At 34.3% G+C, this 18,382-nt stretch carries 6 protein-coding genes; 4 read left to right on the forward strand and 2 right to left on the reverse strand.

What is annotated here, in order from left to right; genetic code table 11:
• Window positions 1–241: 241 nt before the first annotated feature.
• Window positions 242–3,043, reverse strand: a complete 2,802-nt coding sequence (gene uvrA, locus A5893_RS05160) for an excinuclease ABC subunit UvrA (protein ID WP_068821496.1) — start codon at window positions 3,041–3,043, stop codon at window positions 242–244.
• A gap of 732 nt (window positions 3,044–3,775) precedes the next feature.
• Between uvrA and A5893_RS05165 the strand changes: the two genes are divergently transcribed.
• Window positions 3,776–4,363 carry an RNA polymerase sigma factor gene (locus A5893_RS05165; RefSeq protein WP_068821497.1) on the forward strand — a complete coding sequence of 196 codons (588 nt, stop codon included), beginning with the start codon at window positions 3,776–3,778 and terminating at the stop codon, window positions 4,361–4,363.
• Window positions 4,364–4,435: 72 nt separating this feature from the next.
• On the forward strand, window positions 4,436–4,636 hold the full coding sequence (locus A5893_RS05170) for a hypothetical protein (RefSeq protein WP_068821498.1): 201 nt from the start codon (window positions 4,436–4,438) through the stop codon (window positions 4,634–4,636).
• Window positions 4,637–4,728: 92 nt separating this feature from the next.
• Here the strand turns inward: A5893_RS05170 and A5893_RS05175 are convergent, their stop codons facing one another.
• Complete coding sequence (locus A5893_RS05175; RefSeq protein ID WP_068821499.1) at window positions 4,729–5,619, reverse strand: hypothetical protein; 891 nt, start codon at window positions 5,617–5,619, stop codon at window positions 4,729–4,731.
• Window positions 5,620–5,861: 242 nt separating this feature from the next.
• Between A5893_RS05175 and A5893_RS05180 the strand changes: the two genes are divergently transcribed.
• On the forward strand, window positions 5,862–6,872 hold the full coding sequence (locus tag A5893_RS05180; protein ID WP_068821500.1) for a fasciclin domain-containing protein: 1,011 nt from the start codon (window positions 5,862–5,864) through the stop codon (window positions 6,870–6,872).
• Window positions 6,873–7,077: 205 nt separating this feature from the next.
• On the forward strand, window positions 7,078–18,246 hold the full coding sequence (locus A5893_RS05185) for an Ig-like domain-containing protein (protein ID WP_198342276.1): 11,169 nt from the start codon (window positions 7,078–7,080) through the stop codon (window positions 18,244–18,246).
• The last annotated feature ends 136 nt before the right edge of the window (window positions 18,247–18,382 follow it).

The following is an 18,382-nucleotide window of genomic DNA, read 5'->3' on the forward strand; positions in this document are numbered from 1 at the left end:
AATAATTCATTAGTCATTATTATTCGTCTATTATATAGTTAATTTATTAGGCATTAGTATAATAAGTTCTTCAAACATATTGAATTTGATAAAAATAGGAAAATATCGTTTAATTAAATTTGGCTTTATTTATAGTAAAAAAACCTTATCGAACTTTTTTAAATAATATAAGCCTAATGACTAATTCAACTACTTGAAACTATATAATCCTAATGAACCAATGCCTTATTAACTAATTCAACTACCTAAATCTCTCCTTCAAATAATCACCAGTAAAACTCCCTTTAAACTTTATCAATTCTTCAGGCGTTCCTTCAAAAACTAAATTACCGCCTTCATCTCCACCACCAGGACCAATATCAATCACCCAATCAGCGCATTTTACCACATCCATATTATGCTCAATTACAATAATGGTATTTCCCTGCTCAATTAAAGCATCAAAAGATTTCAACAACTTTTTAATATCATGGAAATGCAGACCAGTAGTTGGTTCATCAAAAATGAATAATGTGTTATGGCTATTATTCCCTTTAATTAAAAACGAAGCTAATTTAATACGCTGCGCTTCACCTCCGGATAATGTATTAGAAGACTGACCTAAATGCACATAACCTAAACCAACATCAACTAAAGGTTGTAATTTATTGGTGATCTTATGTTCTTTAGTAAAGAATTCCAAAGCCTCATCAATGGTCATTTCTAAAACTTCAGAAACATTTTTATCCTGATAGGTAACATCTAAAACATGTTGTTTAAAACGTTTGCCTTCGCAAGATTCGCAAGGCAAATAAATGTCTGCCATAAATTGCATTTCAATTTTTACTTCTCCCTCGCCTTGGCAAACATCACAACGACCGCCTTCTACATTAAAAGAAAAAGCCGAAGGTTTTAAACCTGCAGCTTTCGCCGATGGTTGTGAAGAAAATAGAGCCCTAATTTCATCCCAAGCTTTAACATAAGTAACTGGGTTAGAACGAGACGAACGCCCAATTGGATTTTGGTCAACTAATTCTACAGAGTGAATTTCTGAAGTTGCACCTTCAATACCATCATAAGAACCAGTTTGCTCGCCAGAATAATTTCCGATTATTTTTTGCAGCGCAGGATACAAAATCCTTTTTACCAAAGATGTTTTCCCCGAACCAGAAACTCCGGTAACGGCAGTTAACACATTTAAAGGAAACTTTACATCTATATTTTGAAGATTATTTTCCCTTGCGCCTTTTATTTCGATGAAATCTGTAGGTTTTCTCCTTTTTTTAGGGATTTCAATTTTTACCTCACCGCTCAAATACTTTCCGGTAAGGCTGTTTTTATCTTTTAAAATATCATCGTATTTCCCTGCAAAAATTAATTCACCACCTAAAGTACCTGCTTCAGGTCCAATATCAATTAAATAATCGGCAGCCTGCATCATTTCTTCTTCATGCTCAACCACTAAAACAGTGTTTCCAACATCTCTTAAAGATTTTAAAACTCCAATTAATCTATTCGTATCTTTTGGATGCAAACCAATACTCGGTTCATCCAAAACATAAACAGAACCTACTAAAGAACTTCCTAAAGAGGTCGCCAAATTAATTCTTTGAGATTCCCCGCCAGATAAAGTATTAGACAAACGGTTTAAAGTTAAATAGCCTAAACCCACCTCATTTAAAAATAAAATCCTGCTTCTAATTTCAAGAATTAATCTTTTTGAAATTTGCTTTTGCTGCTCATCTAGTTTTAAAGCATCAAAAAATGGCAAAGCTTTTTTCAATGGCATTAATACAATTTCGGTAATAGAATGGCCATCAATCTTTACATAATTTGCATCAGGACGCAATCTGCTACCTAAACAATCAGGGCAATCCGTTTTTCCACGGTATCGTGAAAGCATGACGCGATATTGAATCTTATAAGTTTGTTCTTCTAAAAATCTAAAAAATTCATCTAAACCTTTAAAATATTTATTTCCTGTCCATAAAAGTTTGCGTTCAGCTTTAGTTAACTGACTAACAGAGCGATGAATAGGAAAATCAAATTTTATAGAAGATTTTATCAGGGCATCTGCCCATTCTTTCATTTTCTCACCACGCCAAGGCGCAATAGCACCATCATAAACCGATTTAGACTTGTCAGGAATCACCAAATCTTCATCAATTCCAATCACTTTCCCGAAACCTTCACATTTTGGGCAAGCCCCATAAGGATTGTTAAAACTGAAAAAGTTTGGCGTAGGTTCTTCAAACCTCATCCCATCCAATTCAAACCTATCAGAGAAATGTTTGCGTTCTCCATCATAATCAACATAGCAATCACCTTTACCTTCAAAAAAAGCAGTCTGAACAGAATCGCCCATACGGCTAATCGTCTCATCTTCTTGGTTGGTAACAATCCGATCTATTAAAATCAGGATTTCATGCTCATCCGTAATCTCTTTATTTTCAATTGTTTCATCTTCTAAAACTTCTTCAACTTTCTTAATTTCATTCCCAATAACAACTCTAGAAAAGCCTTTTTGAAGCAAAACTGCTAACTCCTCTTTTAAAGTTCTTTCATTGTGTGGGTAAAGCGGACAAAGTATAGTAACTGTACTTTCTTCTGGCAAAGCCGATAAATAATTGACTACATCAGTAACAGAATCCTTTTGTACTTGCTTACCGGAAATAGGCGAAATCGTTTTTCCAATCCTACTAAAAAGCAATTTTAAATAATCATAAATCTCTGTTGAAGTACCAACCGTAGAACGCGGATTAGAAGTAATCACCTTTTGCTCAATGGCAATTGCAGGCGCAATACCTTTGATATAATCTACATCAGGTTTATTCATGCGGCCCATAAATTGGCGGGCATAAGAAGAAAGACTTTCTACATATCTCCTTTGTCCTTCGGCGTAAAGCGTATCAAAAGCAAGGGAAGATTTTCCAGAGCCTGACATTCCAGTAATTACCACCAATTGATTTTTAGGGATAGCAACATCAATATTTTTTAAATTATGTACCCTCGCACCTTTAATCAAAATATTTTTCTGCGGGTCTAAATCTTCTAATTTTATCATTTGCTCTTTCTACCTGTTAAATCAATAAATGCGATTACTGATTTCAGCCTGCAAAAATAAGGCTATTAATCCATAATAATAAACGAGTTGGAGAAATGCAGACCATATAAATAGGAGTATTCAAAAAAAATGAGATTCATATTAATTTGAAGAATTATTTGGGCGATTTCCGCCAGCTGGCGGATCGGGCTTTCCGCTATAGTTTTTTGTGAAAAACAAAAAAGCTGCCGCTGCAATCCCTAACGCAAACCTATCCAAATCTTAATATTCACGAATAAAGATTTTTTAAGGTTTCTTGCATGATGGTAATTTTTCAATTAATCAAGTTAATCCTAAAATCAAATTAATCAAGATTCAGATAAGAATGTGATAAATAGTGAAATTCTTGGAAAAGAATCTTTGCAAACCCTGTGTTATACTGCGCCTCTGTGGTTAAATCCCATTTTTATAATTATTTTGTCATAAATAGTAAATTTTGTAGCATTAAGATGCAATATTTCGTAATTACTATAAATCAGTTTAATTATAAAATTTAGTATTCGTATTTTAAACCAAATGCAAAATTAAATGTCATATTATGAGTTTTAAGCAATTTAATATTTTGTTTTTAAAATAATTATTATTTCATTTGATTAAATCATATACATTAGCAAACTTAACATAGGAGATTCCATATAGAAAAAACCATTACTCAAAGATTTATCATTAACAAGAATTTAATTAGGAGTAATTATGGACTTTCAAAATAAAACAGACCAAGAACTGGTGCACCTTTATCTAAAGGGTAAGGAAGCTGCACTCTCGCAATTAATCACTAAACACAAATCACGTATTTACACTTCTATTTACCTTTTAGTAAAAGATGAATACTTAGCGGAAGATATTTTTCAGGATACTTTTATAAAAGTTATAAAAACATTAAGAGCTGGGAAATATAACGAAGAAGGTAAGTTTCTGCCATGGGTTTTAAGAATTGGCCATAATTTGGTTATCGATCACTTTAGACGTGAGAAAAGAAACCCTACTATTACCAATAGCGATGGCTTTGATATATTTGATGTTTTAGGAATCCATGATGATAGTATGGAAGAAAAAATGATTAAGGAGCAAACCCATAAAGATTTAAAATACTTAATTCATTTATTACCATCAGAACAGAAAGAGGTTTTGATTATGAGACATTACGGAGAACTAAGTTTTAAAGAAATTGCAGATTTAACGGATGTAAGTATAAACACAGCGTTAGGAAGAATGCGATACGCTTTAAACAATCTTAGAAAAATGATGGTAAGTAAAGAACTTACTCTTAAAATTGGTTAATAATTATTTGGACTTAATTTAAAATATTATGTAAATAGATGCGTTTTTATCTTAAACATTTAAAAAATTGATATGATAGAAACCTCTACTACTCCTAATTTAAATTTTAACTCTATTAGCAATTTAGAAGAATCAGAAATGACAGAATTTTCTGAAGCTGATATTGATAAGTTTTATGATGCTTTAAAACCATCATTAAATAAATTAATTAAGCAGCCAACAGATAAAGCCATAAAAAATATCTTAAACTTTTCTAGGTCTAGCTCTAACTAATAGGAATAAAATTAAAACAGAAAAAGCCATCTATTTGATGGCTTTTTCTGTTTTATGGTATAAAAATCAATAAAATAATACTGCTGAGTTGATTATAATTGTCTGTATTTAAAGTTATAAGTTAAACCTGCTGATCCATAATAAGATTTACCAACATTTCTTCCATCAACTAAACCACCTCCACTAAAGCTTAAGCCTAAGTTTCCATCAATTGGCGTATATATTGTTCCTCCAACTTTAGTATAGTTAACCTTTGTTGCAGGAAATAAACCTGTAAAGCCGGGTCTTAAAATATCAACACCTCCTGTAGATGTTTGATTTCCTACTTGGGCCGCAATATAAAATCTATTAGCAGCATAGCCTATTTTCAATTCACTTAAAACCGCATCCGGAACTTCAGTAGATCTTAAACTATATCCTGCTTGTCCAGTTATAAAAAAACCTCTATCATCTTTAAAGTGACCAATTAAAATAGCATTATAAGTAGTGGCTCTATTTCCTATGGCGATAATTGATTGTAACCCTTGATCAACTTTATAATCGCTCACTGGCGTAGTAACACCTAAACCACCTTGCAGAGATACATTACCTTTTTTCAAAAGTTCATATTTTAAAAAAGCTGTTAAATCTTGAGCTCCAGAGGTTTCATTAGTATAGCCGAGTCTTTGTAATACTATAGGGTCTCCATCTCCTGTTGATTGTATAAAAGGAAGATTAAAAACAACATCTAATTTATCTGATATGCCATAATTCCCATAAATGTTAAAACTGTTTCTGGTAACCGCACCAAAAATTGGAGTTTCATCAATTTCTTGAGGATATAGATAAACAGATTTATAATGTTCGTGGTTAATGGAAAAAGTGATGTTACCACCTTTTTTTCCTTGCATAAACCCATCTAACGGAGTTTGTGCAAAAGAAGCAAAAGAAGAACCTAATAGTAAAGCGGAACTAAAAATTGCTGATTTTGTAAATATTCTCATGTTTTATTTATTTAAAATTAATATTGTAAAGTTGTTATTAAAACTGCTTATCGGATTTTTAGTTTTAAAACGTTTTCGATATCAAATCACAATCGTTTTGCAGAAGTACGAAAAAAAATAATCATATGGATTTATAAATTATCACAATTTGAAAAAATATAAAACCAATAGAAATGTTTAAACGTATATATTGCTAAATGGTTGCTTATCGGAAATAATTAATCATTAATTAAAAAATCAAAATGAAAAAATTTAGACTCATCAAAACGACAAATTTATTAACCTTATCGGTTTTTATATTATCAATAATATTTACATCATGCAAAAAAAACAATGATGATGTAGATCAAACAATTTCTCAGATTGCTGTCAGCATGAAGGGATTTAGTCAATTAGAGGCAGCTGCAATTCAAGGTGGCGTTGCCGTTACTTTATCAAACAAAAATCCAGCAGCTGGCAGTAATGGTGATTTTACCGTATTTGCTCCTACAAATGAAGCTTTTGCAAAAATTGGATTAGTAAATCCATCAGATTTAATTGCATTACAAAGTTCATTCTTAACAAACGTCCTTTTATACCATGTTAATAATGGAAGTACTTTAGAAAGTTCATTTACTTCTGGCGCTGTTTTGCCATCTCTATTAAATCCTACAAAAAGAATAGTTTTTAGAGGTTCTGATAAGTATGTTAATGGTTCTAAAATTATTGCAACTAATGTAGAAGCAGATAATGGAATTGTACATGCAATTGATCGTGTTCTTTTAGCTTCTGGAGATAATATTGCAAATACTACCATTTTCTTTGCTCAAGGAAAAGGTTTCGTAAAACCAGAGCTTACATTTTTATTAGAGGCGGTATTATATGCGGGTTTAGCTCCAGCTTTATCAGATGCTTCTACTAAGTATACAGTATTTGCTCCAACTAATCAAGCATTTATGGATTTAGGTAAAATATTGGGTGTCCCGATTAATCAACCATCTGATATTAGAAAATTGCCAATGGCAACAGTACAATCAGTTTTGTTATCGCATGTATTTAACTTAGGTGGAGTAGGTGCTGGTAGTTTTACTTCAGAACTTTATCCAGGTACAATAACAGCTTTAAATGGAAAATCGGTAACATTAGGTGCATACACAAATGGTTATCTAACTATAAAAAGCAGTGGAAACTCAGTGCCTGTTAACATGGTAATACCAGATGTTCAAACTACTAATGGTGTTGTACATGTTGTTGATAGAGTGATCTTAAATTAAAATTAAAATGAATAGTATAAAAGCCCAGTATTAGCTGGGCTTTTTTTGTTTTTAACATTTTGTAACTTAGCCATAGTATTCCCGTAAAAAAATAGAATTAAGCTCATTCAAAAACACCTTATTCAATTTATAAATGATTGTTTTTACAAGAAAGATTAATGCTCTTGAAAGTGAAAAAAAATCATTATTTAAGTCATTAAATAAAATGAAAGACTTAATTAAAGTCTTGTTGTTTTTAAGTTTTATATTTTTAAATTCAGCTTCATTTTCTCAAATCTGTGGTACTTCGGGATTAGATGGTCCTCAGAATGCAGTTCCGCCAGTTAATACATATTTCCCATTATCAACAACAGCCACATTAATTGCAGGAAGTAAAACAATTGTATTAAATGCAGTTCCTCCAAATGATCCCAATTATAATTTGAGTTATGGAATAACACCTATTAAATCTGGAGATTTAATTTTGATTATTCAAATGCAAGATGCCTCATTTAATTACCTAAATAGCAATTTATATGGCAGTGGATTAGCAAATAGTGGTCCTGATAATTTAGGAGGAACTGGTTTTACCAGCCTAAATAATTCTGGAAAATTTGAATATGTAGTAGCAACCAGCGATGTGCCAATTACTGGTGGCATACTAAATTTTAGAGGAGATGGAACTGGTAAGGGATGTGTAAATACTTATACAAATTCTAATGCCTCACCAACGGCAGGACAAAAGAGATTTCAAGTCATTAGAGTTCCGCAATACTCTAATTTAGTTTTAACAGCAAATATTACTACACCACCTTATAACGGTTCAGTAGGTGGTTTAATTGCTTTCGATGTTGCGGGAACTATGCAATTTAATGGGTTTATTGTTGATGCTTCAGCAAGAGGTTTTAGAGGTGGTTATGGCCCAAAAGCAGCATCTAACGCTAATAACAGTACATTTTATGTAGGCCCTTCTTCATCTACAACATCTGTAGGCAAAGGTGAAGGAATTGGTGGTACCCCTCGATACATGTGGGATGGATTTAATCAGGTTGATAATGGATCGGACGGGCTGCCATCTGGATCATATGGAAGAGGTGCGCCGGCAAACGGAGGTGGAGCTGGGAATGATCACAATGCTGGCGGTGGCGGTGGTGGTAATGGAGGATATGGAGGTTTAGGAGGAATGGGGTGGCAGGGTGCTAATGGGGATGTAAGTCCAAAGACTGGCGGTGGACGTCCAGGAAGTTTCCTCCCAATAGATTATTCTAGATTAATTATGGGCGGCGGCGGAGGAGGAGGAGATGCAAATGATGCACTTTCAGGCGTAACAGGAGGAGTAGGAGGAGGGATTGTATTAATTAATGTCGAGAAAATTGTTGGAGTTGGAGTTATTAAATCAAATGGAGGAAATGGAGCACCTGGTGTATATGGTACTGCACCAGATGGAGCTGGTGGAGGAGGAGCCGGGGGATCAATTTTTGTACGTTCTTTAGCAGCCAGCCCAACAGCAAATTTATCATTAGAAGCTAAAGGAGGAAGAGGAGGAAATACTTTAAAGGATAACAATAACGAACACGGTCCTGGAGGAGGAGGAGGAGGAGGTTTTATCTACACTCAGATTCCATCTGCTACAATTGTTAGAGATGTTTCAAAAGGTATATCGGGAAAAGCAAATAATGGCGCTGGTATTTCACATGGTGCCATAGATGGTACTGATGGACAAACAAGTTCTTTTATTACATCAGATTTACCTCTTCATTTACAAGGTGGTGGGTCAATTTGCTATCCCATTCTTACTACCATCCTTACAGAATTACATCCCGGAGCCCCCGGTGCAAGAAGTGCAGGAACTACGGCTACTTACACTTTAACTATCCAAAATGAACCCACAAATGGGAACGCGGGAAATGTAGAAGCTTGGTTTAATCTTCCATCTAGCTTTAAAGTAAGTAGCATTTCTTACGCTTTAACAGGTGATGCTGCCGGAACGCTAAATGCTACACCTCATATTGGTGCTACTGGGATAATGAGTTTTGGAAATTTTAATATTTCTCCAGGCGATAAGGTTGTTATCACTATCGTTGTAAATATTGCTGCAAATGCACCAACAGGTGTTTATCATGCAAGCGCTCAAGCTACTTATCTAGATCCAACTAGAACCAAAATTAATCCTTTTAGGAAAATCACAGGATCGACAGATGAATTCGTTGGATTCAATTCTAGTTATGAAACGGGTGGAGTTACGGATGTTGTTGGGACAAATTATAATGGAGATCTAGTAACATCAACCGCTGAAGATGTTTATATTAATGCAGTTGCGATAACGGGTTTATGTGATGCTGTTACAGGAGGTGGATTTGAGACTTACACCTCTGGAGAGTATCCTACTTTAGATAAATGGTTACCTACAGTTTCGGGTGATTTAATTAAAATTGTGAATCAAACCGGAATAAAGGGAGCAATTATTAAGAACAAGACAGGTGAAAAATTCTCTCTTCAACAAACTATCATTTCAATAGAACCATTAACAGCTTACACTTTAACTTTTAATTATAGAAATTGGGATGCTTGTGGGAGTCCTTCAGCCTCAAAATCTTTTATTGAAATTTTAGATGCCAATACAAATGCGGTTATTGTACCACAAGCAGAATTTATAGCTAGTAACTCTCCGGCGATAGGCAATATTCCTTTTAATACACTTTCTGGTACAACCTCAATAATTATAAAGATAACTGATGCAGGTTCGCCAAACCCATCTTGTGGAACTTTTATAGATGGTATTTCAATAACTTCCAACTTAAATATTTCCTATCCCACAACAAATGTTACCTGCAACGGTGCAAATAATGGTACTGTAAAAATTACGTTATTATCAGGTGCTGCCGCTCCCTATCAGGTTTCTTATTCTTTTAATGAGGGAAGCTTCAATACAGCTACTCCTATAAATCCAATTAATATAACCGGTACACCATTAGTTTATAATAACCTGACAGCTGGGAATTATAGATTAAAAATTGTTGATGCTAACGGATGTGATAACATTAAAAATTTCGATATCACCCAACCTCCAATTCTGTCCCTTTCAGAAACTCATATTGATAACTCTTGTAATGATAATTCTATAGGTGCAATAGACTTAACAGTTAGTGGTGGAACTTCTCCCTATACATATAATTGGGTTAAAGATGGGACAAGTTATGCTGTGGTAGAAGACATTAGTAGTTTACCTCCAGGACATTACACTGTTACAGTTACAGATGATAATAGTTGCCAAAAACAACTTTCTGTAGATATTTTACCATTAACTCCATTTACATTAAATGGGAATCAGATTAATAACATTTGCAATGGATCTTCTTTAGGTTCAATCACTTTAATTTCTACGGGAGGGAAAGCGCCTTATAGCTATACCTGGAGTAATGGTTCACATGATCAAAATCAGACAAACTTACCAGCTGGAATTTATAATGTAATAGGTAAAGATGGATTAGGTTGCGAAGTTTCTTTAGATTTTATAATTATTGAACCAACGGCATTAAATCTTACAGAAAGCCATAATATCATCATTTGTAATGGTGGGACATCAACGGTAACCTTAACAGCCACAGGTGGAACAGGAATTTATCAGTATTCTAAAGATGGAATCGCTTTTCAAACATCAAATATTTTCTCAGGATTAATTGCAGGTGATTATACCTTCACAGTAAAGGATGCGAACGATTGTACTTATTCAACACCAGGTCAGATCACAATTTCAGAACCAACTCAATTAGGTTTATCAACAACAAAAACCGATATTCTTTGCAATGGCGGAACATCAACAGTAACCTTAACAGCCACAGGTGGAACAGGAATTTATCAGTATTCTAAAGATGGAATCGCTTTTCAAGCTTCGAATATTTTCAATAATCTGACAGCTGGAGATTACACATTCACCGTAAAAGATGCGTACGATTGCTCATTCTCCACGCCAAGTCAAATTATTATAAACGAGCCTACAAAACTAGATTTATCAACATCTAAAACCGATATCATTTGCAATGGCGGAACATCAACAGTAACTTTAACGGCAACGGGTGGAACAGGAATTTATCAATATTCCAAAGATGGAATCGCTTTTCAAGCTTCGAATATTTTCAATAACCTAACTGCTGGAGATTATACCTTCACGGTAAAAGATGCAAACGGTTGTACTTTTTCTACATCAAGTCAGATCACAATTTCAGAGCCTACAAAACTAGATTTAACATCATCAAAAACGGATATTCTTTGCAATGGCGGAACATCAACTGTAACCTTATCTGCAACCGGCGGAACTGGAATTTATCAATACAGCAAGAATGGGATTGCTTTCCAAGGTTCAAATATTTTCTCAGGATTGTCTGCTGGCAATTACACATTTACCGTAAAAGATGCGAACGATTGCTCATTCTCCACGCCAAGTCAAATTATTATAGACGAGCCTACAAAACTAGGTTTATCAACAACAAAAACAGATATAATTTGCAATGGCGGAACATCAATAGTAACATTAACGGCAACAGGTGGAACAGGAATTTATCAGTATTCTAAAGATGGAATCGCTTTTCAAACATCAAATATTTTCTCAGGATTAGTTGCCGGTAATTATACTTTTACAGTAAAAGATGCGAATGGTTGTACTTTTTCTACACCAAGTCAAATCACAATTTCAGAACCCACTGTATTAACATTATCAGCAAGTAAAACGGATATCCTTTGCAATGGTGGAACATCAACAGTAACTTTAACTGCCACAGGTGGAACTGGGATTTATCAATATAGCAAAGATGGAATATCATTTCAAGGTTCAAATATTTTCTCAGGATTAATTGCAGGTGATTATACATTCACAATAAAGGATGCGAACGGTTGTACTTATTCCACACCAAGTCAAATCACAATTTCAGAGCCAACAGCATTAACATTATCAGCAAGTAAAACGGATATTCTTTGTAATGGAGAAACATCAACAGTAACCTTAACGGCAACGGGTGGAACAGGAATTTATCAATATTCCAAAGATGGAATCGCTTTTCAGGCCTCAAATATTTTCTCAGGATTAATTGCAGGCAATTATACATTCTCGGTTAAAGATGCTAACAATTGTACATTCTCTACACCAAGTCAGATCATAATTTCAGAGCCTACAAAACTAGATTTATCAATATCAAAAACAGATATTCTCTGCAACGGAGGCACCTCAACGGTAATCTTAACAGCAACAGGTGGAACAGGAGTTTATCAGTATTCCAAAGATGGAATCGCTTTTCAAACATCAAATATTTTCTCAGGATTAATTGCAGGTGATTATACCTTCACAGTAAAGGATGCGAACGATTGTACTTATTCAACATCAGGTCAGATCATGATAATAGAACCAACAAAACTGGATCTATCAACAAGTAAGACAGATATCCTCTGCAATGGCGGAACATCGACTGTAACCTTAACTGCCACAGGTGGAACTGGAGTTTATCAATATAGTAAAGACGGAATAGCATTTCAGACATCAAATATTTTCTCAGGATTAATTGCCGGCAACTACACTTTCGCTGTAAAAGATGAGAACGGTTGTACATTCACTACACCAAGTCAAGTTACAATTGCAGAGCCTACAAAACTAGATTTATTAACAAGCAAAACCGATATTCTTTGCAATGGAGGAACATCGAATGTAACATTAACGGCGACAGGCGGAACAGGAATTTATCAGTATTCAAAAGATGGAATCGCTTTTCAGGCATCAAATATTTTCTCAGGATTAATTTCTGGAAATTACACTTTTACCGTTAAGGATGCGAACGGTTGTACATTCTCGACGCCAAGTCAACTCAATATAACAGAGCCAACACAACTAGATTTATCCTCAACAAAAACGGATATTCTTTGCAATGGCGAAACATCAACAGTAACCTTAACGGCAACGGGTGGAACAGGAATTTATCAATATAGCAAGGACGGAATCGCTTTTCAGGCCTCAAATATTTTCTCGGGATTAAGTGCAGGAAATTACACTTTCACGGTAAAAGATGCAAACGGTTGTACCTTCTCGACACCAAGTCAAATCACAATTTCAGAACCCAATGTATTAACATTATCAATAAGTAAAACGGATATTCTTTGCAATGGCGAAACATCAACAGTAACCTTAACGGCAACGGGGGGAACAGGAATTTATCAATATAGCAAGGACGGAATCACTTTTCAAGGTTCGAATATTTTCTCAGGATTGTCTGCTGGCAATTATACATTCTCGGTTAAAGATGCTAACAATTGTACATTTTCTACACCAAATCAGATTATTGTTTCGGAACCAACAGCATTAACTTTATCATCTACTAAAACCGATATTCTTTGCAATGGCGGAACATCAACGGTAACCTTAACTGCCACAGGTGGAACAGGAATTTATCAATATAGCAAGGACGGAATCGCTTTTCAGACCTCAAATATTTTCTCAGGATTAATTGCTGGCAATTATACGTTTACCGTAAAAGATGCGAACGGTTGTACATTCTCTACACCAAGTCAGATTATTATTTTAGAACCAACAGCATTAACTTTATCATCCACTAAAACCGATATAATTTGCAATGGCGGAACATCAACTCTAACCTTGACGGCGACAGGCGGAACGGGAATTTATCAGTATTCAAAAGATGGAATCGCTTTTCAAGCTTCGAATATTTTCAATAATCTGGCTGCTGGAAACTACAGCTTCACGGTAAAAGATGCGAACGGTTGTACTTTTTCTACACCAAGTCAGATTATTATTTCAGAACCAACAAAACTAGATTTATCAACATCAAAAACGGATATCCTTTGTAATGGTGGAACATCTACAGTAACACTAACGGCAACCGGCGGAACTGGAGTTTATCAATACAGCAAAGATGGAATCGCTTTTCAAGCCTCAAATATTTTCTCAGCATTAATTGCAGGCAACTACACTTTCACGGTGAAAGATGCGAACGGTTGTACTTATTCCACACCAAGTCAAATCACAATTTCAGAGCCAACAGCATTAATATTATCAGCAAGTAAAACGGATATTCTTTGCAATGGCGGAACATCGACTGTAACTTTGATGGCAAGTGGTGGAACTGGAGTTTATCAATATAGTAAAGATGGAATCGCTTTTCAGACATCTAATATTTTCTCAGGATTAATTGCCGGCAACTACAGCTTCACGGTAAAAGATGCAAACGGTTGTACTTTTTCTACACCAAGTCAAATCACAATTTCAGAGCCAACAGCATTAACATTATCAGCAAGTAAAACGGATATTCTTTGCAATGGCGGAACATCGACTGTAACTTTAACTGGCACAGGTGGAACTGGGATTTATCAATATAGCAAAGATGGAATAGTATTTCAAGGTTCAAATATTTTCTCAGGATTAATTGCGGGCAACTACACTTTCACGGTAAAAGATGCTAACAATTGTACATTTTCTACACCAAGTCAGATTATTATTTCAGAGCCAACTCAATTAGGATTATCATTAACAAAAACTGATATTCTTTGCAATGGCGGAACATCAACAGTAACTTTAACTGGCACAGGTGGAACTGGAGTTTATCAATATAGTAAAGATGGAATCGCTTTTCAAGCTTCAAACATTTTTAACAATCTGACAGCGGGCAATTACAACTTCACGGTAAAAGACGCGAATGGTTGTACATTCACTACACCAAGTCAGATTATTATTTCAGAACCAACAAAACTAGATTTATCAACATCAAAAACAGATATCCTTTGCAATGGCGGGACATCGATTGTAACTTTAACAGCAACAGGAGGAACAGGAATTTATCAATATTCCAAAGATGGAATATCATTTCAAGGTTCAAATATTTTCTCAGAATTAATTGCCGGCAATTATATCTTCACGGTAAAAGATGCTAATAATTGTACTTTCTCAACTCCAAGTCAAGTTACAATTGCAGAACCAACAAAACTAGATCTATCATCAAGTAAAACCGATATTCTTTGCAATGGCGGAACATCAACAGTAACCTCAACGGCAACGGGAGGAATAGGAATTTATCAATATTCCAAAGATGGAATCGCTTTTCAGGTCTCAAATATTTTTTCGGGATTAAGTGCAGGAAATTATACTTTCACGGTAAAAGATGCGAACGGATGTACATTCTCTACACCAAGTCAGATCATTATTTCAGAGCCAACACAACTAGATTTATCCTCAACAAAAACGGATATTCTTTGCAATGGCGGAACATCAACAGTAACCTTAACGGCAACGGGAGGAATAGGAATTTATCAATATTCCAAAGATGGAATCGCTTTTCAAGCTTCGAATATTTTCTCAGGATTGTCTGCTGGCAACTACACTTTAACAGTAAAAGATGCGAACGGATGTGTTTTTTCCACACCAAGTCAGATTATTATTTCAGAGCCAACAGCATTACCATTATCAGCAAGTAAAACTGATATTCTTTGTAATGGAGGAACATCAACGGTAACATTAATTGCAACAGGTGGAAGTGGAGTTTATCAGTACAGCAAGGATGGAATCACTTTTCAAGCTTCAAATATTTTTAATAATCTGACAGCTGGCAACTACACTTTCACAGTAAAAGATGTGAATGGTTGTACTTTCTCTACACTAAGTCAGATTATTATTTCAGAGCCAACAGCATTAACATTATCATCCACTAAAACGGATATCCTTTGCAATGGCGGAACATCAAAAGTAACCTTGACAGCAACGGGTGGAACAGGAGTTTATCTATATTCCAAAGATGGAATCACTTTTCAAGCTTCAAATATTTTTAATAATTTGACAGCTGGCAACTACACTTTCACAGTAAAAGATGTGAACGGTTGTACTTTCTCTATGCCAAACCAGATCAACATAACCGAGCCAACAAAACTTTCCATATCAGAAATTCATCAAGATATAAATTGCTTTGGAAGTGAAACTGGGTCAATTAATATTAGCATTAGCGGAGGAAAACTTCCATATACTTTTAATTGGAGCAACGGCGCTACAACTGAAGATTTATCAAATTTAAAAAAGGGAGATTACTCTGTAATAGTTACTGATGCAAATGGATGTAATATTTCTAAAACAATTAAATTATCAGAACCTATTTCTCCTTTAATAATTACAGAAAATCATCAAAATAATATTTGTTTTGGAGAAAAAAACGGAAAGATTAATGTTCAGGTTTCTGGTGGCACCGCTCCTTATCAATATAAATGGAACACAGGCGAAACCATCCCAAATTTAAATAACATAGAATCGGGAACTTATGAACTTACAGTTATTGATAAAAACGGTTGTAGTCAATCTATTGAAGTAAATATTACTCCATTAAAACTATTTAAGGTTATAGAAAGTATCACTAAAATTCTTTGTTATGGCGAAAAAGGTAATATAAAACTAAGTTTAGAAGGTGGTCAGTCTCCTTATCAAATCAGTTGGTCTAACGGGAAAACAGGTGATTATATAGATAATTTGATTGCCGGAAATTACACTTATACCGCTAAAGATATTTATGGTTGTAGTATTTCTAAGACCGTAATTATTGTACAGCCCCAGCCAATTGCCGCCAAAATAAACGTTAAAAATACTACTTGTAAATATTCTCCGGATGGAGCTGTTTTGTTAGAGGTAGATGGTGGTACAAAACCGTATCAGTTTATTTGGAACGGTAAAAATAGAGGAGAAAATAATACTTTAATTAATGTTAATGCAGGGAAATATTCTGTAAATATTATTGATGCTAATAATTGTTCTTTACAAATAGTTGCAGAAGTTTTACCTGGAAATTGTGCCCCAAATGCCGATAATGATTTTTACAAAACGAAAGAGGATACTCCAATAACTATTATAACACCCGGAATAATTGTTAATGATGCTGACCCGGATGATGACTTTATTAAAATATCCTTATCATCAGCAAAAGACCCTGTAATGCAGGATGGAACTGTTTTAAATGCAAAAACCACTTTTAACACTGTAAACGGAATTGTTAATTTAAATGATAATGGTTCTTTCACATACACTCCAAAAAAGAATTTTTACGGAACCGAAAATTTTGTTTACAAAGCAACCGATGGGGATTTAAGCTCAAACTTGGCCATTGTAACCATTGTAGTTGAAGCTGTTAATGATCCTCCAAAAGCTAACAATGATTTTTATCTTACCAACGAAGATATTCCCGTTACTGCATCAGTTGCTCCAAATGATAGTGATCCTGAAAACGAAAAGTTGACCTTTACTTTGGTTACGCCTCCCATAAATGGTAAACTAACATTTAATGCAGATGGTACTTTTAATTACGTTCCGGAATTAAATTTCAATGGTGTTATAACTTTTAATTATCAGGTTTGCGACCCTGAAGGTTTATGTGACCAAGCGGTAGCAACAATTACGATTTCACCTGTTAACGACCCACCAATTGCGTTAGATGATAAATTTTACTTAGAAAAAAACAAGCAAATTTCTCAAACTGTTATTAATAACGATAGTGATCCGGATGGTGATGTACTGGTTTTCACAGCTATTTCACAACCTAAAAACGGAACTTTAACTTTTAACACAAACGGTACTTTTGTTTATCAACCAAATGTAGGGTTTAAAGGGATAGATACTTTCAATTATAGAACTTGTGATCCATTTAATTTATGCGACGATGCTTTGGTAACTTTAATTATACAACCAATTGTTACTGTAAACCTTACACCAGCAACTGGTATAATTAAAGAAGGTGAAAATATTGATATTACAGCTGTTTTAACAGAATCTCTATTAGAGGATGTAAATGTTTCGTTAAGCTTTAATGGAACTGCAACCTTAAATTCTGATTATAAATTAACTGGAGATTATAATACAATCAATATCCCGGCTGGTAAAACTACCACTACCCAAAAATTTAAAATCAGTGCTATTTTAGATGATGTTAAAGATGATAACGAATCTGTAAACGCGATAATTAGCAATACAGACCAATCTAGTTATGTACTTATAGGAAACGGTTCTGTAGTAGCTATTACGGATATATATCCAGAAATTAAACCTTTAGGTCCAGAAGAAAATCCAGATATTAATCCAGATCCATTGGTTTCGCCAAATGGAGATGGCAACGGAAACGAGACTTTTATCATATATAATATTTCTAAATACCCAAATAATGAGGTCATTATATTTAATAGATGGGGAAATGAAGTCTATCGTACAAAAGGATATGATAACAAAGGAAATTCTTTTAGAGGTGTTGCAAACGTAGGTATTTTAACAAATTCTAATAAAGAATTGGTAGACGGGGTTTATTATTATATCATTTATACTGATGAAAATAATAAGAGAAAATTGAATAAAGGATATTTGATTTTGAAAAGGTAAATAGTTTTATTTTCCTTTATCATAGTTAATGTAAAGTTGTGTTAATTATTAGATTATTAATATTATAAGGGCGTTTTACACGCTTTACACTATATCTTTTTTCAGGAAAAGAAAAAAGGATGCCGCTTCAATCGTT

Source organism: Pedobacter psychrophilus, assembly GCF_001652725.1.
In the GTDB taxonomy this organism is placed as follows: domain Bacteria; phylum Bacteroidota; class Bacteroidia; order Sphingobacteriales; family Sphingobacteriaceae; genus Pseudopedobacter; species Pseudopedobacter psychrophilus.